The organism is Arthrobacter glycogeni (assembly GCF_054511155.1).
Window position 1 is genome coordinate 52038 of record NZ_JBTNDE010000013.1, and the last position, 22829, is coordinate 74866.

Consider the following 22829-nt stretch of genomic DNA (forward strand, 5'->3'; position numbering starts at 1 on the left):
GGATCTACCGGGAACGGGCTTTTCGTGTCCCGTAGCAACTATCCTATGTCAGGGCTGTACCCGTGTCCCGGGTGGCCGCACGCTACGACTGAGCCGGCGGAACTTCCCTCACGGTGAGGGTGAGCAACACTGCCTCGGGGCGGCAGGCGAAACGGACCGGCGCGAACCGCGATGTGCCAATTCCTGCCGACACGTTCAGCGGGATACTGCGGCCCTCATGGTTCCAGTTGGTGACACCGCGGGCCCGCCAGGTGGGAAGGTCGCAGTTGCTGACCAAGGCCCCGTAGCCCGGGATGCAGACCTGACCGCCATGGGTGTGGCCGGCAAGGATGAGATGTGCGCCGCCAGCGGTGAAGTAATCCAGCACCCGCTGGTAGGGGGCATGTGCGACGGCGATCTTCAGGTGCCGCGCGTCGGGGGAGGTGCTGCTGCCGGCGGGGTAGCCGGCGTAGGAGTCGCGGTTGATATGGGGGTCATCCACGCCGGTGAAGTCGAGCCGCAGATTTCCCACGGCTACCGACTGGGAACGGTTGGCGAGGTCAATCCACCCCGCGTTCCCGAAGCCCCTGAACATCTCCGCCCATGGCAGGGCTTTCGGTTCATGCCCGGACCGAGGCTTCGACGGACCGGCGAAATACCGCAGCGGGTTGTTCAGCACCGGGGCGTAGTAGTCGTTGGATCCGGGCACAAACACGCCGGGAAACTGCAGCAACGGGCCGAGGGCCTCGAGCAGCGGTTCAACACCTTTGCGGTGGCTCAGGTTGTCGCCCGTGTTGACCACGAGGTCAGGTTTGAGCCGGGCCAGGCCCTTCAACCACTGCGTCTTGGCGGTCTGCCGAGGCGCCATGTGAATGTCGGAGAGGTGCAGAACTCTCAGCGGACGGCTGCCCGGCGGGAGGATCGCCAGGGTCTCCTCGCGCAGCCGGAACAGGTTGCGTTCCACGAGGGAGGCGTAGCCGAGTCCGGCGACGGCTACCGCTGCGGTACCACCCAACGCGATCGTCGTGGCGTCGAGCAGCTTCGATGAACCCAAGATCAGCCTTCGTCTTCGTTATTGTCTGGATTATCGGGATTGTTTCCCGGTGGCGCATCGGCTGGCGGGCCGCTATTTCCAGGATCACCCTGGTTGCCGGTTCCCGGACGTGTGGCCCGGTCACCGTTGCCGGGCCGTGTCGTGGTGCTGGGGCGTTGCGCGTTGAGCATGCGCTGCGGAGGGTCGGCGAACGGCTCGGCCGGGTAGAGGCCAGGGATCTGCTGCATGAAGCGTTCCCAGGATGGCGCCGCGACGAACGCGCCGTCAATCTCCTCATAAATCTGCCCGCCAATGCGCAAGTCAGAGAGCGAAACGCTGTTGGCTTTCCAGTTTCCGAGCCAACTCGCCGTGGCCATACCTGAGTTGTAGCCCATGAACCAGGTTTGTGACCGATCATCATTGGTTCCCGTTTTTCCCGCCATCGGTACGTCGCCGAACTCGAGGAGCTGACCCGATCCACGGTCCATCACGGCTTCGGTGGCGTAGTTGATTCCACGCGCCAATTCCTTGGGAATCGCCTGCTCACATTTCTGTTCCGGGACGGGGAAGCTGGTGCCGTCGACAGCAACCACTTCGGTAAGAGCCCGCGGCTCACAGGTCAGACCCTCGGCTCCCAAGGCGGCGTAAGCCGTCGCCATGGACATTGGGGACACCTCGCTGCCGCCACCAATCAACGCCGAGGGTAATACCTGAAGCGGCGTGTACTCACCCTCCGCGCTCTTGCCGTCATGGACACCGAGATCGGATGCGATCTGGAACGGCATGCAAAGGTCGATCTGGTCGGCCGTCTCCATAGTGACGGTGTTATAGGACTGCGCCAGCCCCTCAAGAACCGAGTAGTTGCCGTAGTTGATGTCCCCGTAGTTCTGCGGCTCGTAGGGCTCAGGTCCGGGATTCTCCCAGTAACCATTCTGGAGGCAGCTGGCCTCCCACCGGTCTCCCACTGGGTACTCTTTTTTGCTGCCATTCACCACTGTATTCAAAGCCCTACCATCCTCAAGCCAACCTCCCACAGCGAATGGTTTGAACGTCGATCCAGGCTGGAACCCGCCGACCCCGCCGAGGGGCATAGCGGGGTCTCCACCCTGAAAAACGTCAACGTTGAAATTCAGCACTGAATCGCCTGGCTCGGTACCCGGCATATACCTGGTGTTCTGAGCCATCACCAGGATGTCTCCGGTGCCCGGCTCGATGCTGACCATCGAGTGGCCAACCGAGGGGTCGGTGGTATCGCGGGCGGCGGTTTCGGAGATGGCCGTCTGTGCGGCTGTCTGCGCTGCCGGGTCCAGCGTCGTCGTAATGGTGAGGCCTGCGCGGTAGAGGGTGTCCTGACGCGCTTCAAGGGTTTCACCGTACGCCGGATCGTTCAGGACCAGGTGGGTGACGTAGTCACAGAAGTACGGTGCCTGCTCGGCGCCAACACAACCGCTCAGCGTAGGAGTGATAGCCAGGCCCAAATCGGTGACGACGGCGGCGTCGTACTCTTCCTGGGTGATGTGGTCATTGGACAACATGGCGTTGAGCACCAGGTTGCGACGTTCCAGCGAGCGCTCCGGGTTGAGCTCGGGGCTGTAATAGGTGGGTCCATTTACCACTCCTGCGAGGAGAGCAGCCTGTTGGATGTTCAAATCCGCGGCTTCAACGTTGAAGAAATATCTCGACGCTGCCTGCACTCCGAAGGTAGTGCCGGTAAACGGCACTATGTTGAGGTAGCCCTCAAGGATCTCGTCCTTGCTCAACTCCTTCTCCACGGCGATGGCCAGTTTGGCTTCGCGGAGCTTGTCGCCGATGGTTTTTCCGCCGCTGAAGGTGACAGATTCGTCGCCGTTCTGCAGGCTGGCATCGATGAGAACGTTGTTGACGTACTGCTGGGTGATGGTCGAGGCGCCGCGGGTGACGTCGCTGCTGACGTTGCTCACTATCGCGCTCATGATGCCCTGCAGGTCAACGCCGCCGTGCTCGTAGAACCGGGCGTCCTCAATCGCGAGGAGCGCGTTTACCATGTTGGGGGATATCTGGTCGAGGGTGACCGGCTGACGGTTCTCTTCGTAAAGAGTCGCGATGAGCGACCCATCAGAGGCGAGGATCCTCGACGGCTGGGCCAGAGCCCCGCGCTCCAGTTCCGCCGGCAGTTCCTCGAAGAACTGGATCGATGCGGAAGCTCCGGTACCCGCCGCCGCAGCGATGGGGACCAAAAGACCCGCAGCAAGCACCCCGCTCAAAGCACTGATTCCGAGAAACGCAATCATCTTCCCCAGGGTGGTTGCTGTGTCAAAGATCGGTGATTTACGAGCAGCCATTACTCCAGTTTACAAGCACGCGCTAGTCTGTGAACCATGACCAAATGGGAGTACTCCACAATTCCGCTCATCATCCACGCCACGAAGCAGATTCTGGATCAGTGGGGCGAGGACGGCTGGGAGCTGGTGCAGGTAGTTCCCGGACCGGACGGCAAGGGCCTCGTCGCCTACTTGAAACGAGAGAAGAACCAGTCGTGACCAGCACCGACAACCCAACATCAGCTGTGGAACAGCGGCTGCTGGAGCTTGGAATCACCCTTCCGGATGTTGCGCAGCCCCTGGCTTCGTACGTACCCGCGGTGGTTAGTGGTAGCTACGTTTTCACTGCCGGGCAACTCCCCCTTATTAACGGTGAACTCCCAGCTTTGGGCAAGGTCGGCGCTGAGGTGACACCGGAGGCCGCCAAAGAGTATGCGGCGATCTGCGCGGTCAACGCCCTGGCGGCTATCAAATCCCAGATTGGGGATCTCGACCGGATTAGCCGGATTGTCAAGGTCGTAGGCTTCGTCGCGTCCGACCCGAGCTTCACCGGCCAGCCCCAGGTCATCAACGGAGCGTCCGACCTCCTGGGGCAAGTACTCGGCGACGCCGGTGCGCACGCACGGTCCGCCGTCGGCGTCGCAGTTCTTCCCCGGGATGCGCCGGTGGAAGTCGAAATTATCGCGGAGTTTGTCTGATTCCTGTGGGCCATATTAGTAACCGACTTTTCCCAGTTCCCGAAGATCAGCTTGACGCAGCGCGAAGCTGGGTCGAACACGGCGAGCGTACGCCGGTCAAGCCGCGCTCGGCGTCGTCGGTTGTGTTGATCCGTGACGCCCCCGCCGGCACCGAAACCTATCTGTCGTACCGGCGTGGCGAATCCCCGCTGGGGATCGTCGCGTTTCCGGGCGGCAGCATTGAGGAGTCCGACGACGACGACGTCGCCTGGTTCGGTCCCGCGCCCGCCCAATGGGCCAAGGCGATGGGCATTGACGACATGTTCGCGGCGCGGCGCCATGTGGTCGGAGCCATCCGCGAGTTGTTCGAAGAAACAGGGGTGCTGCTGGCAGGGCCGGACGCCGCATCCCTCGTCGACGGCAGCCGGAATCCTGAATGGATGAAGGCCCGTGAGGACATCGCCACTCAGGAACGATCCTTTTCGGAGATCCTGACGCGCCGGGGACTGGGGATCCGCACAGACCTGTTGAAGCCGCTGGCTCACTGGCTCAGCCCGGATTACGCCCACCGACGGTTTGACACCCACTATTTCGCTGCCGCGCAGCCGACCAGCCAGGAAGCATCAGTGCTTGGAAGTAAGGGAATCTGGGGTGAATGGCGGTGCGCTGCCCGGGAGGTGGCGCGTGCCGAGACCACAGCGCTGGGCGACGAAGTGGGCCAGCCCAATTCCGTGGGTCGCACGCTGGACGAGATCGCGGTTCCCGCCGTCGAACTGATGTTGGAGAAGATCGGGTCGTCCAAGGGCTGCGTCGCCTATCTGACGCACAAGCGACCCATGAAAGTCTATTACCCGCACCTCGTTACACCCTCCGAGGAAGCCGACCCGATGCTTGAGGTCGCCTGCTCCGTAGCCACCGAGGGCGGGTCCGGCCAGCGCGGCCGCTGACCCCCTCCACACTCAGCCATGCCTGCCGCGGCGGGGATCGAACTGAAACATTAGTGCAGCTTCGACAACACCATGGCAACTACCCGCCACGGGTGCGCAAAAGGTTTAGCGGCTGCGCTGACGCAGACGCTGGATGTCCAGGATGACGACGGCGCGCGCCTCAAGGCGCAGCCACCCCCGCTGCACGAACTCAGCCAGCGCCTTGTTGACGGTTTCGCGGGAGGCGCCGACCAACTGGGCGAGCTCCTCCTGCGTCAGCTCGTGGGCCACCAGGATGCCATCAGTGGCCGGACGACCGAACCGGTCAGCCAGATCCAACAGGGCCTTCGCCACACGGCCCGGAACGTCCGAGAACACCAAGTCGGCCAGTGATTCGTTGGTACGGCGCAGCCGGCGGGCCAGGGCCTGCAGCAGCTGCGCGGAGACCTCGGGACGCGTTTCCAGCAGTGTCCGAAGGTTCTCATTCTTCAAGCCGGCAAGACGCGTCTCGGAAACAGCGGTGGCCGTCGCGGTGCGCGGGCTGGGATCGAAGAGGGCCATCTCGCCGAACAGCTCACCTGGGCCGAGGATCGCCAGTAGGTTCTCGCGACCGTCCTGGGCGGTGCGGCCCAGCTTGATCTTCCCTGACACGATGAAATACAGCTGGTCGCCCTGATCGCCCTCGCGGAAGACTGAGGCCCCGCGGGAGAGGTCCACTTCGGTCAGCTCGTCGGTGAGTGCGGCGAAAACGTCGTCGCCCAGTGAAGCGAAGAGCGGCGCTCGGCGCAGTACCTCGATGTCCATGAATTCTCCTGATAAATTGTCGGCTCGTCCCATCTTGCCGTACATAACGAAGTTGTGACACCTGCTACACGCATGTTCGCCGTCGGAATAGCCGAATTGCCCATCGATCAGACCCAAACTCCCTGGTATGGCACTGAACACGGCGCAACGGAGTGCCCTGAGCGCTCAGCAGATTGTCAGTACCGCCGGATACACTCACACAGGTAGCGGAGGCGAAGTGCCTCCTGACGATCAGGGAGAGCGCACGTGCCGGACTTCACCATCTTGGACATTCTGCTGGTGCTGGCACTGGTCGGATATCTCGTTGCCGGCCTCCGCAACGGGTTCCTGGTGACGCTCGGCGGAATCGCAGGCTTCGTCGCCGGAGCCGTAGCGGCCTTCTTCGCCATCCCACTGGTCAGCGAATGGGTGCCCGACGACGCCTGGCGGCTTCCCGCGATCATCCTCACCGCACTGGTGCTGGTGGTGGTCGGCCAGGCCCTCGGCTCGCGGCTCGGAGGAGGAATCCGCCGCGCCCTCGACTTCCGACCGATCCGGATGGTGGACCGGCTGCTGGGAGGTGCCGTCAATCTGGTGGTCGCCGCACTGGTGATGTCCATGCTGGCCTTCAGTATTGGCACCCTCGGTATGCCCTTCCTCTCCCAATCCATCGCCTCGTCCCAGGTGATCAGGGGGATTGACAACCTCACGCCGTCGCAGGTGCGCACGTGGATGGCACAGCTGCGAACCATCGCCGTCGACGACGGAATCCCCACCATTCTCGAAAGCGTCGCCCCGGCGGCCCCGATGCCGGTCCCCGACGCGGCCGTCGACACCCCGGAGCTGGCCGCAGCCTCCGCATCGGTGCTGCGGATCGCTGGCACGGCTTTCCAATGTGGCCAGAACCAGACCGGCTCCGGCTTCATCATCGCTCCGGGCCGGGTGGTGACCAACGCGCATGTGGTCGCGGGAGTCAACGAACCGGTGGTGGAGATACCCGATGGGGGAGCCCTGCCCGGCCGGATTGTGCACTTCGACGCTGTACGGGACATTGCTGTTCTCGCCGTTGACGGCTTGGACCGCGCCGCCCTGCCACTCGGTGAGGACCTGGCCCGTGGGGATACCGCGGCGTTCGCCGGCTACCCGGCGGGTGGACCCTTCCAGATCCAGCCAGCAAGCATCCAGAATCGCAGCGACGTCCTGGTCTCGAACATCTACGGGGCCGACCCGTCGCCGGTGAACGTCTACAGCCTCGCGGCGAATGTCCAGCAGGGAAACTCTGGCGGACCGTTACTGGACCTGCAGGGCAGGGTGGCAGGAGTCATCTTCGCTAAATCCACTCAGGACGCACCGGTCGGCTATGCCCTCACCCTGGCCGAGCTGCGGCCGATCGCCGAACAAGCGGGCGCCTTCGCCGACACCGTGTCGGCGGGACAGTGCAACCGCCGCTAACGGATCAGCTTAGCCAGTCGAGGGCCTGCCCGTGGCCGCCCGTCCGGGCCACCGCCTGCCCGTTGTGGGCCAGAACAAACAGGCGGTCCACCTCGGCGTCATCTTTCTGCAGCGCCCCCTCGACGCCGGGCAGCACCCCATACCCTTCGTTGGACAGCCAGTGCAGGGGCCGGTCCCGGTCCGCTGTGAGCCGCCGCATGGTGTCCCGAAAAGCACTCCGCCCCGCCTCGTCCACGTAGGAGAGGACAGCGCTGTGAAAGACCACGACGGTGGCGTCGGTAGGCGCCCGATGCACCAACTTCTCAAGATCGACGGTCAGATCCCCCTCGACCAGCAGCGGCGGTTCGCGGCGGGCCACGGTCACGGCGGCACGCAGCCGGTCCAGCCGGCGGGTGTGCTCCGGCCAGACGAGCGCCTCCAGCCAGGCGACGTCGTCGTCGTTTGCCACATCGAGCGGATTCAGGTCAAGGCCAGCCCGAAAACCCACGCGGGGTACCCGGTCGGGTAGCGGGGGGCCGCCACGCGTGGCACACTCCATGACCAGCGCGTCCGGAACGTCGGCCGCGGACAGGATCGGGCCCCCGTCGTACGAGTACCCGTACCGGTCCGGGTACAGGCACAAACCGGCGGAGGCGCCCACCTCGACCAAAGCCAGCGGCATGTTTTCGTCGCCGGAGCCCGCGGCGATCCGAGCAAGTAGCGGCAGAAGCACCGCGCACCGGCCCGCCTCGTTGGTCTGGGTGCTCCGGGCGAGCATCGTCCCGCGCACCTGCGGCCAATGTTCCAGGACGAACGCTCGAAAGTCCGGGTATGGCCCCGGTTGGACGCCCTCGAACCGTGCAGCGCCCAGCAGCAGGTTGGGTTGACGTTTCGCGGCGGGCAGATCGTTCAGCAGAGCGAGTAGTTCTGAATCCTCGCTGATCCCGGTGCACCACGCGTCGTAGGTGGCCGAATATCCGCGGGTCTCGATGAGAGCGAACCGCCGGTACCAGGCTGCGGTGTCGAGCTTTTCGGGCATGCTGTTCCTTCCGATTCGCCGGGTCAACCGCTCCGAATCTCTCCCGGCCGGGGGGCGTGCGAGCGATGGACGCGTGATCAAATCGTAATCTCCTCTGTGATGTAAATCCCATTACAGCCCATACTCCGGGTTAGGCTCATTCCACAGATTGCTACGCTCTGCGTCGCCGTCAGGGCATCACGTCACGTGCACTGCCTCACCACTCGTACATGAGGAGCTCAACATGCAAGTAAGCGCCACACGGTCGCGCAGCTCACGCCCCGCAAAGAAGCGGGCCGCTGTGATGACGGCTGGATTGGCAATCGGTGCGCTGTTGCTTTCCGGCTGCGTCGAAAGCCAGCGGGACGAAGGCACTGCCGACGGCGGTGAAGCGACAGTCGATTCGACCTTCGTTTTTGCTGCCTCCTCGGACCCGGCATCCCTCGACCCTGCATTTGCCAGTGACGGCGAGACCTTCCGGGTCAGTCGCCAGATGTTTGAAGGATTGGTCGGTGTGGAGGCAGGCACCGCTGATCCCGCTCCGCTCCTCGCCGAGTCCTGGGAAACCTCCGAGGACGGCCTGTCGACCACCTTCGCGCTGAAGGAGGGTGTTACGTTCCACGACGGCACCGCGTTCAACGCCGAAGCGGTCTGCTTCAACTTCGAGCGCTGGTACAACTGGACTGGAGTGGCACAGGCGCCCTCAGTGTCCTACTACTACAACAACCTGTTCCGCGGCTTCGCCGACTCGCCGGACGCTGCCGTCTACGAGTCGTGCGAGGTGAACGGTGACCTTGAAGCAACTGTGACCCTCGCGCAGCCCTTCGCCGGGTTCATTCCTGCCCTGTCGCTGCCAGCCTTCGCCATGCAGAGCCCGACGGCGCTCGAAGAGTTCGCTGCCGATGACATCGGCGGCTCCGCCGAAGCGCCCGCCCTGAGCGCGTACGCCGAGGGGAACCCCGTCGGAACCGGACCGTTCAAGTTTGACTCCTGGGACGTCGGCGAGCAGCTCCAGCTGTCCACCTACGAGGACTACTGGGGAGAGCAAGGTCAGGTGGAGACCATCATCTTCCGCATGATCAGCGACCCACAGGCGCGCACCCAGGCCCTGCAGGCCGGGACGGTTGACGGGTTCGACCTGGTCTCTCCAGCAGACACCCCGACGCTCGAGGACGAAGGCTTCATGATCGTCCCTCGTGACCCGTTCACCATCCTGTATCTGGGTCTGAACCACGAGGTCGAAGAGCTTAGCGATCCCCTCGTTCGGCAGGCCATCCACCATGCCATCGACAAGCAGGCCTTGATCGACCAGACGCTTCCTGAAGGAACGCAGCTCGCCACCCAGTTCATCCCTGACGTGGTTGACGGGTACAACGACGAGGTCACCACCTACGACTACGATCCCGAACGCGCCAAGGAACTGCTTGCAGAAGCGGGCTACCCCGACGGCTTCGAGGTCCAGTTCAACTACCCGACGGGTGTTTCACGGCCTTACATGCCCACTCCTGAGCAGGTCTTCACCAACCTGACCGATCAGCTGAGCGCGGTTGGCATCACTGCAACACCGGCCCCCGATGTGTGGACCCCCGATTACCTCGACAAGATTCAGGGAACCGCCGACCACGGGATCCACCTGCTGGGCTGGACCGGCGACTACAACGACACTGACAACTTCATCGGCGTGTTCTTCGGCCAGGAGAAGCTTGAGTTCGGTTTCGACAACCCCGAGCTGTTCACCGCCCTGAGCGATGCCCGCGGCATGACCGATCGTGAAGAGCAGACGGCAGCGTACGAGAAGATCAACGAACAGATCGCCGAGTTCAACCCGGCGATCCCGTTGGCTCACCCGGCGCCGTCCCTGGCCTTCGCGCCGCGGGTCACGTCCTACCCGGCGAGCCCCGTCAACGACGAGGTCTTCTCCATGATCGAACTCAGCGAGTAACATCCTCAACGGCAGGAGAGCCGGGTCCTCTCGGGCCCGGCTCTCCTGCCGTTGGACAGTGTTTGACCCGTTTCTGAAAGGACCTCGTGTTACGCGTCATAGGTAAGCGCCTCGCGCTGCTGGTACCCACCCTGATCGGCTTGTCGATCCTCTTGTTCCTGTGGGTGCGTAATCTTCCCGGTGGGCCGGCAACAGCGCTGCTGGGCGAGCGTGCCACACCGGAAGCGGTGGAAAGGGTGAATGAGCTGTATGGCTTCAATGAGCCGATCATCACCCAGTACTTCACCTACATGGGCAAGCTCCTGCAGGGCGACTTCGGCATCTCCATCATCACCGGTCGCCCGGTGCTGGAGGAGTTCGCCACCCGGTTCCCTGCAACGATCGAGCTGACCGTCGTTGCCCTGATTTTCGCGATCGGGATTGGGATCCCCTTGGGCTACCTCGCAGCCCGCCACTACGGGCGTTTCGTCGACCACAGCTCAGTGGTGCTCAGTCTGCTCGGGATCACCATTCCCGTGTTCTTCCTGGCCTTCATCCTGAAATACATCTTCGCCATCCAGTGGCCCATCCTGCCCCCAGACGGGCGACAGAATCCTCGAATGAATGCCACGCACGTCACCGACTTCTATGTCCTGGACGGAATGCTCACGGGCGAGTGGGATGCCGCCTGGGATGCTTTCCAGCATCTGATCCTGCCGGGCATTGCGTTGGGCACCATTCCGCTGGCCATCATCGTGCGGATCACCCGTGCATCGGTCCTTGAGGTGCAGAACGCCGACTATGTCCGCACCGCCCGTGCGAAAGGCCTGCTCGAAAAGACCATCAGGAACCGTTTCATTCTCCGCAATGCCATGCTTCCTGTGGTGACCACCATCGGCCTGCAACTGGGCCTGCTGATTTCCGGCGCGGTGCTGACCGAGACGGTCTTCGCGTTCAACGGGATAGGCAACTTCCTGCGTGATGCGATCTTCGGCCTCGACTACCCCGTGCTTCAAGGGTTCATCATCTTTATTGCCGTCCTGTATGCCCTGATCAACCTGATTGTTGACGTTTCGTATAGCATCATCGACCCGAGGGTGCGTGTGCAATGAGTACCACTTTGCCTCCCGCGGCCGGCGGCGGCGTGTCGCCTGCCGAACCGACCATTCCCGACGGCGCCGGCACCGGCCTCTGGAAGGACGCCTTCCGTCGGCTGAAGAGAAACCCCCAAGCCATCGCGGGTGCCATCATCGTGGGATTGTTCATCCTGGTGGCCATCCTCGCGCCAGTCTTGGCCCCGTACGGTGGCAACGAACTGCCGGGCCGGACGGAAATCACGCCGACCAACATTCCCGGCCCGGGCGAGATCGATGCCTACCCGCTGGGCCTCGACCGGTTCGGTGGTGACCTGATGAGCAAGCTCATTTGGGGTGCTCAGGCGTCGCTGCTGATCGGGGTTATCTCCACCACCCTCGGACTGGCTGGCGGCATGGTCCTCGGGCTGCTCGCTGGGGGGCTCGGCGGCTGGGTCGACAGCGTCATCATGCGGTTCGTCGACATCCTGCTCTCCGTACCGAACCTCCTCCTCGCGGTCAGCATCGCCGCAATCCTCGGTCAGGGGCCGTACGCGGTGATGATCGCGATCGGCGTCTCCCAGGTGCCCATCTTCGCGCGCCTGCTGCGTGCCTCGATGCTGTCACAGCGGGGCTCGGATTACATCCTGGCCGCGCAGACGCTGGGCCTGAGCCGTTCCACCATCACCATGAGCCACCTGCTGCCCAACAGCGTGGGACCGGTCATCGTCCAGGCCACCCTCACCCTGGCCACCGCCGTGATCGACGCCGCTGCGCTGTCCTTCCTGGGGCTGGGCGGCGGGCTGCCGCAGACCGCTGAGTGGGGCAGGATGCTCACCTATGCCCAGAGCGAGCTCGCGAACTCGCCGCAGTTGGCGTTCCTGCCGGGCATCTGTATTGCCGTCACAGCGCTGGGCTTCACCCTGCTGGGCGAGTCGTTGCGCGAGTCGCTGGATCCCAAGACCCGCAAGAAGTAGGTCAAACCAGCCCCACCTACCTACAAAAGACCCCGGCACCATTTGGTGCCGGGGTCTTTTGGGCTTTTGCGGAGAATCCCTAGGCGATGTTGAGTTCGTTGCCGGGGATCGACGCCAGCAATTGCCGGGTGTACGGGTGGCGCGGGTTCTGGAACACTTCCTCGGAGCTGGCGGCTTCAACCAGCTCGCCGTCCTTCATGACACAGACATAGTCGGAGATCAGGCGAACCACGGCAAGATCGTGGGAGATGAACAGGTAGCTCAAGCCCAGCTCAGCCTGCAGATCGCCGAGCAACTTGAGGATCTGAGCCTGAACCAGGACGTCCAGCGCCGAGACCGGCTCGTCGCAGATGATCAGCTCTGGTTTCAACGCCAGCGCCCGGGCAATCGCCACGCGCTGCCGCTGCCCACCGGAAAGCTCCGACGGGTATCTGCGCAGGGCAGTCTGCGGCAGGGATACCTGGTCCATCAGCTCGCGGACCCTGGCACGCCGTTCACTTTTGGAGCCACGCTTGTAGGCGTTGAGTGGCTCCTCAACGATCCGCTCAATGGTGAACATGGGGTTCAGTGACGAGTACGGGTCCTGGAAAATGGGTTGGACCCGTTGCCGGAAGTCGTGTAGCTGGTCCTTGTCCAGCGTTCCAACATCCATCCCGTCGAAGGTCATGGTGCCCGACGTCGGCTCAATCAGCTTCAGGAGCATCCGCGCGGTGGTGGTCTTCCCTGACCCTGATTCCCCGACGATGGCGACCGTCTGGCCGCGGGGCACATCAAGGGTCACATTCTTCGCCGCGTAGAAGTCTTCCGAGCTGCCCCGCCGTTTGTAGACCTTGGTCAGGTCCCGGATCTCGACGATGTTCCTACCCGGCACGGTGGCGGCAGGGACAGCTGACGTAGCGTCGGTCTGGTGCTCGACGAACGCCGCCTCGGCCACTTCCGTCCGCTTGCCGGCGTCGGCGTTGTAGGTGCCCGGCTGGAGGCGGACCGCCGCAACGCTGGGGGCCGCGCGTACCAGCGACTGGGTGTACGGGTGCTGGGGATCGTTGAGGAGCTGCAGGGCCGGGCCGGCTTCCACCACCCGGCCGCGGTGCATCACCACCAGATCCGACGCACGCTCGGCGGCGAGCCCCAGATCATGGGTGATGAGGAGCACCGAGGTGCCCAGCTGCTCCGTCATTTCATCGATCTGGTCGAGAATGGTGCGCTGCACGGTGACGTCGAGGGCGCTGGTCGGCTCGTCGGCGATCAGCAGCCGCGGCTGGCAGGCCAGCCCGATGGCGATCAGGGCCCGCTGGCGCATGCCCCCGGAGAATTCGTGCGGGTACTGCTTGGCGCGCTCCCCGGCGTCGGGCAGCCCCGCGGCGGTCAGGACCTCGATGACGCGCTCTTTGACGTTTTTCCTGGTCGCCATCCCATGGACCAGCAGCGTCTCAGCCACCTGGGTGCCAATTTTGGCGACCGGGTTGAGGTTGGACATCGGGTCCTGCGGCACCAGGCCGATGGCGCGCCCGCGGATCGCGCGCAGTTTCGACTCGGGAAGCGTCACGAGGTTCTGGCCCTCGAACATGATGCTCCCGGTGGTGACCCGGCCGTTGGACGGCAGCAGGCCGATGCAGGACATCGCCGTCGTCGACTTGCCTGAACCTGACTCACCCACAATGGCGAGGGTCTTTCCGCGTCGAAGCGCGAAACTCGCATTCTCGACGGCTTTCACCTCGCCGTAGGTGGTGCTGAAGGTGACTGCGAGGTCTTTGACCTCGAGGAGCGGGGCGTCGCTAGTGTCGCCGCCGATGGGTGTGATGTCGATCATGTGTCCATCGTCCCTCATGACGCGGCGTTACCGGCGTATCCCGAGGAGAGTTTTTCGATCAGGAAGTCGACGGCGAACCGGTAGCCGCTGATCCCGGCGCCCACGATGACCGCATCAGCGACCGCAGAAAGGTAGGAGTGCTGCCGAAACTCCTCGCGCCGGTGCACGTTGCTGATGTGCACCTCCACCACGGGGAGTCCGACGGCGGTCAGCGCGTCCCGAAGGGCGATGGAGGTGTGGGTGTAGGCGCCGGCGTTGATGACGATGCCGTCGGCGGTGCCCGTCGCGCCCTGGATGGCGTCGACCAGCTCGCCCTCATGGTTGGACTGAAAGCAGCTGACGGCCCAGCCGTGGCCGTCAGCGGCGTCGGCGGCCACGGCCTCGACCTCGGTTAGCGTGGCCGTCCCGTAGGTCTCTGGTTCGCGGGAGCCCAGGAGGTTGAGGTTCGGCCCGTTGATGATCAGGAGCGTGGTGGTGTTCGGCATGGCTTAACTATGCCCCACGCATCGGGGGTCTAGTCCGCTCTGTGGCGCAGACGGACCGCCGCCAGCGCGCCTCCGAGGGTCACACAGCTCATGAGGGCGAGCACAATCCCGGGGTGCCACCACGCACCATCGGTTGCCGTTCCGAGGATCTGGGTGATGGAAGGAGTGAACCCGGCGACGATCGCTGCCAGGCTGTAGGCGAAGGACAGGGCGGTAAAACCGGTCCGGGGCTCAAAAAGATCGGCCATCAGTCCGCCCAGCGCCGCCCAGCTGGCGGTCGGGAGGATGCCGCCAAGAGGATGGCTGCCACGTAGGTGGGGGCGTCGGCGATGCTGATCACCCAGTACAGCGGGAACGCGATCAACGCCGTGCCGATAGCCCCACCAGCCACCACCCTGGCCGAGCCGATCTTCATGGCAAGATAGCCGAACGCGGGGATGGTCAGCAGTTGCAGCAACGAGCCGATCAGGGCTGCATTGAGGACGGTCTCCTGACTCAGCCCCAGCCGTTGAGTCCCGTACGCCTGCGTGTAGGAAACCATGAGGAAATAGGACCCGATCCCGAGTACTGCAGCCGCGGCCGCCACGGCAATAGCACCGGGCTGGCGCCGGATGACGTCGAAGAACGGGATGCTGGCCCGCGACTCGGTCTGTACCGTCGCCTTGAACACCGGCGTCTCGTCGATGGCGAGCCGCAGGTACAGGGCGACGCCCAGGAACGGAAAAGCGAGCAGGAACGGGATACGCCAGCCCCACGTCGTCATCACCTCCGGTGCCACGACGGCGAGGATCAGAAAGACCAGTGAGATGAGCATGGTGCCCACGGGGGAACCGAGTTGGGGGATGGACGCGTAGAGCGCCCGCTTGCGTGGTTCGGCGTGCTCGGTGGCGATCAGGATGGACCCGCCCCATTCGCCGCCGAGGGAAAGACCCTGGAGGAGGCGCAGCACGGTCAGCAGGATAGGCGCCCACACGCCGATCACGCTGTAGTCGGGGAGCAGGCCAACGGAGCCGGTGGCAAGGCCCATCAGCACGATGGTCCAGATGAGGGTCTTCTTGCGGTCGATCCGGTCGCCCAGATGGCCGAACAGGATCGCCCCCAGCGGGCGAGCGACGAAACCCATCGCGAAGATCAGAAACGCGGAGAGCGTTCCGGCGAGGGGATCCTGGGCAGCGAAGAACACCTGGTTAAACACCAGCGCTGCGGCAGTCCCGAAGACGTAGAAGTCGTAGCTCTCAAGGGTGGTGCCGACAAACGAGGCGGCCGCGGACTTGCGGGCCATCGCGCGGTTGGCTGCTGCGGGCGGACCGGTGGTCGCGGCGGAGGTGGTAGTAGACACGTCTTGAAATTGTCCTCGGCGGTGGGGAGCCGCGCTATCAATCCCGGCCAAGATCACACCCGTGCGGGACGCAGATCACAGCAGGCCGGAGGCCGCCGCCACCTGGGTTCGTCCCGGGTGGCGGCGGGAAGGGCTACTTCCTCAGTGAAGCGGCGATCTGCGCCATGATCGTCGGATCGGACAGGGTGGTCGCATCGCCGACCTCACGGCCCTCGGCCACATCCTTCAGGAGCCGGCGCATGATTTTGCCGGACCGGGTCTTCGGGAGTTCCGGGACCACCAGGATGTTGCGCGGCTTGGCGATTGGCCCGATCTCCTTGGCTACGTGATTGCGCAGAGTGGTGACGATGTCGTCGTCGTCCACGGCCGACCCCCGCAGGATCACAAACGCGACCACAGCCTCGCCCGTCGTCTCATCCGATGCGCCGACGACGGCGGCCTCAGCGACGGACGGGTGGCTCACCAGCGCCGACTCGATTTCCGTCGTCGATAGCCGGTGACCGGAAATGTTCATGACGTCGTCAACCCGGCCGAGCAGCCAGATGTCACCGTCCTGGTCCTTCTTGGCGCCGTCGCCGGCGAAGTACATGTTGTCGAACCGGGACCAGTAGGTGTCCTTGAACCGCTGCGGGTCACCCCAGATGCCCCGGAGCATGGATGGCCACGGTTCGCGGACCACCAGGTAGCCGCCCGACCCGTTCGGCACCGACTGGCCCAGCTCGTCCACCACGTCGATCGAGATGCCGGGCACCGCCACCTGCGCGGACCCCGGCTTGGCGTGGGTGACGCCGGGCATGGGCGCGATCATGTGCGCGCCGGTCTCGGTCTGCCACCAGGTGTCGACCACCGGTGCGCTGCCGCCGCCGATCATTTCCCGGTACCACATCCACGCCTCGGGGTTGATCGGTTCGCCGACGGAGCCCAGGACGCGGATTGAGGTGAGGTCATACTTCTTCGGGATGTCCCGGCCCCACTTCATGAAGGTCCTGATGGCGGTCGGCGCGGTGTAGAGGATGGAGACCTTGTACTTCTCCACCAGCTCCCACCAGCGGCCCTGGTGCGGGGTGTCCGGCGTGCCCTCGTACATCAGCTGGGTGGCACCGTTGACCAGCGGCGCGTAGGCGACGTAGCTGTGCCCGGTGACCCAGCCAACGTCGGCCGTGCACCAGAACACGTCGGTTTCGGGGCGTAGATCGAACGTGTTTTTGTGGGTGAACGCCGTCTGGGTCAGGTAACCGCCGGTGGTGTGGAGGATGCCCTTGGGCTTCCCGGTGGTGCCGGAGGTATACAGGATGAACAGCGGATGCTCCGAGTCATGCCCGACGGCGGTGTGCTCGGCTGACGCGGAGCCGACGACGTCGTGCCACCAGACGTCGCGCTCCTCGGTCCACTCGACCGGCTCACCGTTGCGTTTGACGACCACCACGTTGGTGACGGTATGCCCCTCACGTTCCAGGGCGCCGTCGACGGCGGGCTTCAGCGAGCTCGGCTTGCCCCGGCGGTACGTGCCGTCCGCGGTGACCACGAGTTTAGCTTCGGCATCGTCGATCCTGCTGCGCAGCGCTTCAGCCGAGAAGCCGCCGAACACGACCGAGTGCACGGCTCCGATCCGCGCGCAGGCGAGCATCGTGATGACTGCCTCGGGGATCATCGGCAGGTACACCGCCACGCGGTCGCCCTTCTCGACGCCGAGGGAGAGGAACGCGTTTGACGCCTTTTTGACCTCTTCGGTGAGCTCCGCGTAGGTGTAGGAGCGGGTATCGCCGGGCTCGCCTTCGAAGTGGATGGCCACCCGCTCGCCGAGGCCCGCCTCGACGTGGCGGTCCAGGGCGTTATACGCAGCATTGACCCGCCCGCCGACGAACCACTTGGCAAACGGCGCATCTGAGAAGTCGAGGGCCTGAGTGAAGTCCTCATCCCAGGTCAGTAGCGCACGGGCCTGGGTGGCCCAGAACTCGGGCCCGGCCTCGCCCTCCTCGTACAGGGACGGCTGGGCGACCGCATTCGCAGCGAACTCTGGTGTCGGGGGAAAGCGGCGTTCCTCGTGGAGCAGATTTTCGAACGCGTCGCCTTGCGTGGTCTGGGTGTCCTCAGACATGTTCAACCCTTCTTCGTGCCGGTTTTCTGGGCGGTGAGCGCCCGGTCCGAAACCGGCACGCAGCACCGCGATACTGCTGACCAGACTAACCGGGGGTGCGGCTTTTGTGTGTGGGCGCTCACACTCGTGCACGTGAATGGTTGAGTTTCTGCGGTGAGTGGCGCGCCTCAGCCGGGCGGTGGCTTGCATGGGTAGTAGCGGAGAGGAGGGTTGACTAGTCTGGTGACAGGAAGAGAATGCTGGCGACTGCGGCCCGCCCGGCCGCTGCGACGAATGGAATTTCGACATGACAGACCCGCACACGGACCGGTTCGCCGGCAGCAGCAGTGACAGAAACGCATCACCCACCGGCGTCGAACCGCAGGCATCCGGCGGAAATGAGGCAGTCTTTGGGCCATTCACCCTCCGCGAGGTGGTGATCGGCGGCTCGGTGCTCGTCATTTTCATCGGCTCGCTGTTGCCGTTCTTTGAGGCTGGCGGTTTTCTCGGCAACCTGTGGAACGCGTCGTCGCTGTTCTTCCTCAGCGTAGGCATCGTCCTCCCGGTCGCCGCCGCTGGCTTGCTCGCGGCCCGGCGGCTCGGTACCGAGGCTCGGGTCGGATCGTTGTCGGTAGACCAGTTCGCTTCAGTAGTCGCCGTTCTGGCCGCCGCCTTCTTCTTCCTGCAGACCGTGACCGCCTTCCATTACGGACCGTTCATCTGCCTGCTCGGCGCGATCGGCATGCTGGCCGCGACGGTGGGTGGCCCGCACCTGCCCAAATTCTCCGCTGACTTCGCTGGCCGGCCGACGTCGGGCGCGCACGTCGTCGCCCGAAGTGTCCTGCCAGTGACGCCCAAGGCACCGAAGGAACCCAAAGCGCCCAAACCGGTTCCCGCCGAACAGGTCACTCAGTTCAGCGAACAGCAGGGCACGGCGTCGGGCGGCTCCGGCGCAGCAGTTCCCGCCGGAGCAGGAACGGCAGGGGCCCGTGCCGGAAACGCAGCGTCAGCGGTCCAGCCGGGCACGTCCACCGGCCGCGGCAGGTTTGGCTTCGGCGCAGCGACCAAGTCCCCCTCGTCCAGCGGGTCCGGGGGCACCCCTGACGCGCACCGGACCGGCGAAGTCGGTGCCGTCCCCGGTGTGCAGGACAAGGAGCAGCCGGGCTCCGGTTCGGCGGGCTACCCACGCTTCGCCGACGAGGATTTTGCCCCCTACAGCGGGTCACCGGATTCGGTGCACTCGACCGACGAAGACCAGCCCGTGGACCAGGTGGCCAATGCTGCGGTTGACACGGAAACCGCTAATGCGGCCTCCGCCACGGACGCTGGGGCCAGCTCTCCGGCAGCTGAAGAGGTGCCTGTGGACACGGGCCGGCAGGGCGCCGTGCAGGAAACAGCCATCACAGCCACGGCGTCCGCAGCCGCTAGTGCAGCGGAAACCACGGCGGCGGCAACCACCGCCCAGCCGGTGGTCGAGCGAACGAAGGCCGAGTCTCAGGAGTCCATCTCCGCGACCAGGGAACCCGACCATGATGACCCGGTTGTTGAGGCGTTCTGGTTCGCCGTCGGAACCCCCCGCCCGGTGGTTGATGAGGCTTCGGGTGTTGAGCTTTTCGTCCTGCGGCCCGGTGACTGGGAAGTAGGGATCGAGGACCGCGGCGAGGAGTTCCTGGTCCAGGACAAGCGCACGGGCCGTATCGGCGTGATGCGGGATCTCACCAACATCGAACGCGCACCGAGCGACGGGTAGGCACCGGCAGTGGTCAGGACAGTCGGGACCGGAACGTCGGATCCAAGCCCGCTCGCCGCGAAACGGCGGGCACGCCGGATCCACCGCAGGCTGGCCGGGGAATACCCCTACGCGGTGGCGGAGCTCGACTTCAGGAACCCCTTCGAGCTGCTCGTGGCGACGGTGCTGTCCGCCCAGACCACCGATGTTCGGGTCAACCTCACCACGCCGGGCCTGTTCGCCAGATACCCGGACGCTCGCAGCCTGGCCGAAGCCGACGAACTAGCGCTGCAGGACCTGATCCGGCCCACCGGGTTCTTCCGCGCCAAGTCGCGGAGCCTGCTGGCGTTGTCCACCCGGCTGGTTGACGACTACGACGGGGTGGTCCCCGCCCGCCTTGAGGACCTTGTCACCCTCCCTGGCGTGGGGCGCAAAACGGCCAACGTGGTGCTCGGCAACGCGTTCGGTATCCTGGGCATCACCGTCGACACGCATTTCGGCCGGCTGGCCCGGCGCTTCCGCTGGACCGAGTCCGACGACGCAGTGAAGGTGGAGGCGGACGTCGCCCGTTTGTTCGATCCGCAGGATTGGACCATGCTGTCCCACCACGTGGTGTTTCACGGCAGGCGGGTATGCCACGCCCGCAAACCCGCCTGCGGGGTGTGCCCCCTCGCGGCCCTCTGCCCCGCCTATGGCGAGGGTGAAGTGGATCCGGTCAAAGCCGTCAAACTACTGAAGTATGAGCTGGCCCCGGGTAGGGAGGAGCTGCTGCGCCTGATGAGGAGCGGCGCAACGCGGGGCGAACTGCAGGCCGCCGGATACAGTCTCGGAGCATGAGCGCCCGTCAGGAATTGCTCAGCCTGGCGACGGGCTCGGTGGGGAAAGCGGCAACGCTGCGCGGCATAGACCCCGCCAGGGCCCGTGCCGCCGCCGTCCTCATCCTCTTCGGCACCCTCGACAACCGGCCGGCGCAGTTTCATGCGGAGGCGGTGCCCGATGACCTTGACCTCCTGTTGGTGCTGCGCTCCGGAGAGCTGACCGATCATCCGGGCCAGGTAGCGTTCCCGGGCGGTCGGATCGACGACAACGACGACGGCCCGGTGGCTGCGGCGCTCCGCGAGGCATGGGAAGAAACCGGCGTTGACACCACAGGGATCGAGGTGCTCGGCCAGCTGCCTGAATCGGGGCTGCCGGTCAGTAACTTCCTGGTCACCCCGGTGCTCGCATGGTGGGCCCGACAGTCGCCGGTCACCGCCGTCGACGAAGCCGAGTCGGAGCACGTGTTCCGTGTTCCGGTCGCTGACCTGCTCAATCCGGCCAGCCGCCGGACAGTGGTCAGTCAGCGGAACGGCGTCACCTGGACCACTCCCGCCTTCCTGGTGACAGGCGTCACCGTGTGGGGTTTCACCGCTATGCTGCTGGACACGCTATTTGATGATTTGGGCTGGACCATCCCGTGGGATGACTCGCAGCAGATCCCGCCGCCGCTGTAGCATGCGCCTGTGCATAAACCGAAGCACCGGTCACTTGGCGTCGGCATAGGAATCAACCACCATGACATTGACCGCAAATTCGATGGGAATGTCGCCGAACATCAACCGGGTCGCGGACTGCGCGGCCTCGGTCACCAGGCGGCAGACCTCGTCGACCTGCCCGTCGGGGACGTGCAGCATCACCTCGTCGTGCAGGAAGAACACCAGCTGATTGACCGGGGCAGGCGTTGTCGACGCCCGCAATTGGCGGCGCAGCTCCGCCAGCCAGCACAGGGCCCATTCCGCAGCGGTTGCCTGCACCACAAAGTTCCGGGTGAACCGGCCGCGGGAACGGGCCAGGTTATCGGCGCGACGCTGCTCCTCGGCGGACGAGGTCTGCTGGGCTGCGACCCACGCGTCGGTCGCCGGCGGGCACCCCCGACCGAGATAGCTGCTCACCACGCCTCCGGCCTCGCCAATGCGTGCGGCACCTTCCACCACCTGGATAGCCTGCGGGTAGGTGCGGGCAAGCTGCGGCATCAGCCGCCCCGATTCGCCAGTCGTCGCTCCATACATGGCGCCCAGCATCGCCAGTTTCGCCTTGGCCCGGTCGCCAAAGCCCTGCTCGGCGATCCCCTGGTACAAGTCTTTGCCGCGTGCCGCCGTCGCCAGAGCCGAATCGCGGCCGAGGGCCGCCAAGACCCGCGGTTCCAGCTGCGCAGCATCAGCGACCACAAACCGGTGGCCGGGGTCGGGGCGCACCGCGTCGCGGATCTGCTTGGGAATCTGCAGTGCGCCGCCGCCCCGTGACGCCCACCGCCCGGAGACGACGCCGCCCACCACATACTCGGGGCGGAAGCGGCCCTCCTGGACCCACGCGTCCAGCCAGGTCCAGCCGTTGGCGGTGAGCAGCCGGGACAACTTCTTGTACCGGAGCAGCGGCTCAATTCCCGGATGCTTATGCTGCTCCAATTCCCAGGATCGGGTGCTGGTCACCTCGATGCCGGCCCGGTGTAGGGCCCGCAGCAGTTCTTGCGGCGAATCAGGGTTGAACCCCGGGTTCTTCAAGTGAACGCGCAGTTCCCCGGCGATCCGTTCCAGTTCGGCTGGCCGAACCCCGTCACGGGGGCGGGGGCCCAGCTCGGATTCGAGGAGCGACTCGTGCAGGTCGCGGCGCCAAGGAATCCCCGCCGCCTCCATCTCGGCAGCCAGCAGGGCGCCAGCCGATTCCGCAGCCAGCAGCAGCGCCAGCCGTTGCGGTCGCGGTCCGCCGGCAACGGCCTGCTGCTGCTGGCGGAACTCGGTGAGGACGTCTGCCGGGCCTGGCCCACTGGGGGTGCTGGGCGTCTCAAAAAGACTGGACTGGCCGGCGGGGTTGGGCAGCGGCGGCACCTGCCGGGCGGGCAGCTGGTCCGGCTGGTCGGCGCCGTCCCGGAGCGCGGCAATGTACGGTTGGTCGGCGCTGACGCTGGAGTGGCGGAGGATATCGCGGCTCAGGCTCAGGTCACGGCACCGTTCAACACTGATCGACTGTTTCAACAGTGCCGGATACCAGGCACGGGTGGAATCCCAGACCCAGCGCACTTTCTGGGCCTCAAAGTGGCGGACTGCTGCGGTAAATTCGTCCCGCCCGACGACGACGGCGTCGCCGGCGGGAGTGCCCGAGGCATCAGCCGGCTGCAGCACGGCGGCGGCATCCTGCGTCGGCTCCGCGGCGGCGTCTGCCTGGGTGCTGCGGGCGGGCGGCACGGACACGACAACATACATGCCTCCATTGTCTCCCGCATCCGCGATTGTCC

The 22829-nt window shown here is 65.0% G+C and carries 20 protein-coding genes; 10 read left to right on the forward strand and 10 right to left on the reverse strand.

What is annotated here, in order from left to right; all coding sequences use genetic code 11:
* Positions 1-82: 82 nt before the first annotated feature.
* Both ACX80O_RS10380 and ACX80O_RS10385 read right to left on the reverse strand, forming a co-directional pair.
* Complete coding sequence (locus ACX80O_RS10380; protein ID WP_459333399.1) at positions 83-1033, reverse strand: metallophosphoesterase; 951 nt, start codon at positions 1031-1033, stop codon at positions 83-85.
* Between the two features lie 2 nt (positions 1034-1035).
* Positions 1036-3333: a transglycosylase domain-containing protein gene (locus ACX80O_RS10385; protein WP_459333400.1), complete on the reverse strand. Its 2298-nt coding sequence runs from the start codon at positions 3331-3333 to the stop codon at positions 1036-1038.
* A 36-nt stretch (positions 3334-3369) separates the two neighbouring features.
* On the opposite strand from ACX80O_RS10385, the gene sp36 reads away from it, so the two are divergent.
* The 3 genes from sp36 to ACX80O_RS10400 are packed head-to-tail and all read left to right on the forward strand — an operon-like array spanning position 3370 to position 4936.
* A complete protein-coding gene (gene sp36 / locus ACX80O_RS10390) occupies positions 3370-3531 on the forward strand; it encodes a Sp36 family protein (protein WP_019483144.1) in 162 nt (53 codons plus the stop codon).
* Positions 3528-4010: a RidA family protein gene (locus tag ACX80O_RS10395; protein ID WP_459333401.1), complete on the forward strand. Its 483-nt coding sequence runs from the start codon at positions 3528-3530 to the stop codon at positions 4008-4010. The genes sp36 and ACX80O_RS10395 overlap by 4 nt, the downstream gene beginning before the upstream one ends.
* A gap of 5 nt (positions 4011-4015) precedes the next feature.
* The gene (locus ACX80O_RS10400) at positions 4016-4936 is read left to right on the forward strand and encodes an NUDIX hydrolase (RefSeq protein ID WP_459333402.1); all 921 of its coding nucleotides are present in this window, start codon (positions 4016-4018) and stop codon (positions 4934-4936) included.
* Between the two features lie 105 nt (positions 4937-5041).
* Here ACX80O_RS10400 and ACX80O_RS10405 read toward each other — a convergent pair whose 3' ends face one another.
* On the reverse strand, positions 5042-5719 hold the full coding sequence (locus ACX80O_RS10405; RefSeq protein WP_019483148.1) for a Crp/Fnr family transcriptional regulator: 678 nt from the start codon (positions 5717-5719) through the stop codon (positions 5042-5044).
* A 246-nt stretch (positions 5720-5965) separates the two neighbouring features.
* On the opposite strand from ACX80O_RS10405, the gene ACX80O_RS10410 reads away from it, so the two are divergent.
* Positions 5966-7150, forward strand: coding sequence for a MarP family serine protease (locus ACX80O_RS10410; RefSeq protein WP_459308284.1), 1185 nt, complete (start codon positions 5966-5968; stop codon positions 7148-7150).
* 4 nt (positions 7151-7154) lie between these two features.
* On the opposite strand, the gene ACX80O_RS10415 is transcribed toward ACX80O_RS10410, so the two are convergent.
* A complete protein-coding gene (locus ACX80O_RS10415; protein WP_459333403.1) occupies positions 7155-8168 on the reverse strand; it encodes a DUF2332 domain-containing protein in 1014 nt (337 codons plus the stop codon).
* Between the two features lie 283 nt (positions 8169-8451).
* On the opposite strand from ACX80O_RS10415, the gene ACX80O_RS10420 reads away from it, so the two are divergent.
* The 3 genes from ACX80O_RS10420 to ACX80O_RS10430 all read left to right on the forward strand — a co-directional run bounded on the left by ACX80O_RS10420 (position 8452) and on the right by ACX80O_RS10430 (position 12118).
* Positions 8452-10089, forward strand: a complete 1638-nt coding sequence (locus ACX80O_RS10420) for an ABC transporter substrate-binding protein (protein WP_459333404.1) — start codon at positions 8452-8454, stop codon at positions 10087-10089.
* 86 nt (positions 10090-10175) lie between these two features.
* Positions 10176-11180, forward strand: a complete 1005-nt coding sequence (locus ACX80O_RS10425; RefSeq protein ID WP_459308279.1) for an ABC transporter permease — start codon at positions 10176-10178, stop codon at positions 11178-11180.
* Positions 11177-12118, forward strand: coding sequence for an ABC transporter permease (locus tag ACX80O_RS10430; RefSeq protein ID WP_459333405.1), 942 nt, complete (start codon positions 11177-11179; stop codon positions 12116-12118). The genes ACX80O_RS10425 and ACX80O_RS10430 overlap by 4 nt, the downstream gene beginning before the upstream one ends.
* Positions 12119-12197: 79 nt before the next feature.
* Here the strand turns inward: ACX80O_RS10430 and ACX80O_RS10435 are convergent, their stop codons facing one another.
* The 5 genes from ACX80O_RS10435 to acs form a co-directional block, all read right to left on the reverse strand.
* Entirely contained in the window at positions 12198-13928 is a 1731-nt protein-coding gene (locus ACX80O_RS10435; protein WP_459308276.1) for a dipeptide ABC transporter ATP-binding protein, read from the reverse strand.
* Positions 13929-13942: 14 nt separating this feature from the next.
* Complete coding sequence (aroQ, locus tag ACX80O_RS10440) at positions 13943-14413, reverse strand: type II 3-dehydroquinate dehydratase (protein ID WP_459308275.1); 471 nt, start codon at positions 14411-14413, stop codon at positions 13943-13945.
* A 29-nt stretch (positions 14414-14442) separates the two neighbouring features.
* Positions 14443-14661 carry a hypothetical protein gene (locus ACX80O_RS10445; protein WP_459333406.1) on the reverse strand — a complete coding sequence of 73 codons (219 nt, stop codon included), beginning with the start codon at positions 14659-14661 and terminating at the stop codon, positions 14443-14445.
* Complete coding sequence (locus tag ACX80O_RS10450; RefSeq protein WP_459333407.1) at positions 14661-15752, reverse strand: MFS transporter; 1092 nt, start codon at positions 15750-15752, stop codon at positions 14661-14663. The genes ACX80O_RS10445 and ACX80O_RS10450 overlap by 1 nt, the downstream gene beginning before the upstream one ends.
* A 133-nt stretch (positions 15753-15885) precedes the next feature.
* Entirely contained in the window at positions 15886-17850 is a 1965-nt protein-coding gene (gene acs / locus ACX80O_RS10455) for an acetate--CoA ligase (RefSeq protein ID WP_459333408.1), read from the reverse strand.
* 286 nt (positions 17851-18136) lie between these two features.
* Between acs and ACX80O_RS10460 the strand changes: the two genes are divergently transcribed.
* The 3 genes from ACX80O_RS10460 to ACX80O_RS10470 are packed head-to-tail and all read left to right on the forward strand — an operon-like array spanning position 18137 to position 21051.
* Positions 18137-19579, forward strand: a complete 1443-nt coding sequence (locus tag ACX80O_RS10460; RefSeq protein ID WP_459333409.1) for a hypothetical protein — start codon at positions 18137-18139, stop codon at positions 19577-19579.
* A gap of 9 nt (positions 19580-19588) precedes the next feature.
* Complete coding sequence (gene nth / locus ACX80O_RS10465) at positions 19589-20395, forward strand: endonuclease III (RefSeq protein WP_459333410.1); 807 nt, start codon at positions 19589-19591, stop codon at positions 20393-20395.
* Entirely contained in the window at positions 20392-21051 is a 660-nt protein-coding gene (locus ACX80O_RS10470) for an NUDIX hydrolase (protein WP_459333411.1), read from the forward strand. The genes nth and ACX80O_RS10470 overlap by 4 nt, the downstream gene beginning before the upstream one ends.
* A 30-nt stretch (positions 21052-21081) precedes the next feature.
* Here ACX80O_RS10470 and ACX80O_RS10475 read toward each other — a convergent pair whose 3' ends face one another.
* Positions 21082-22797 (reverse strand): bifunctional 3'-5' exonuclease/DNA polymerase, encoded by a 1716-nt coding sequence (locus tag ACX80O_RS10475; protein ID WP_459333412.1) that lies wholly within the window; start codon positions 22795-22797, stop codon positions 21082-21084.
* Positions 22798-22829: the final 32 nt, after the last annotated feature.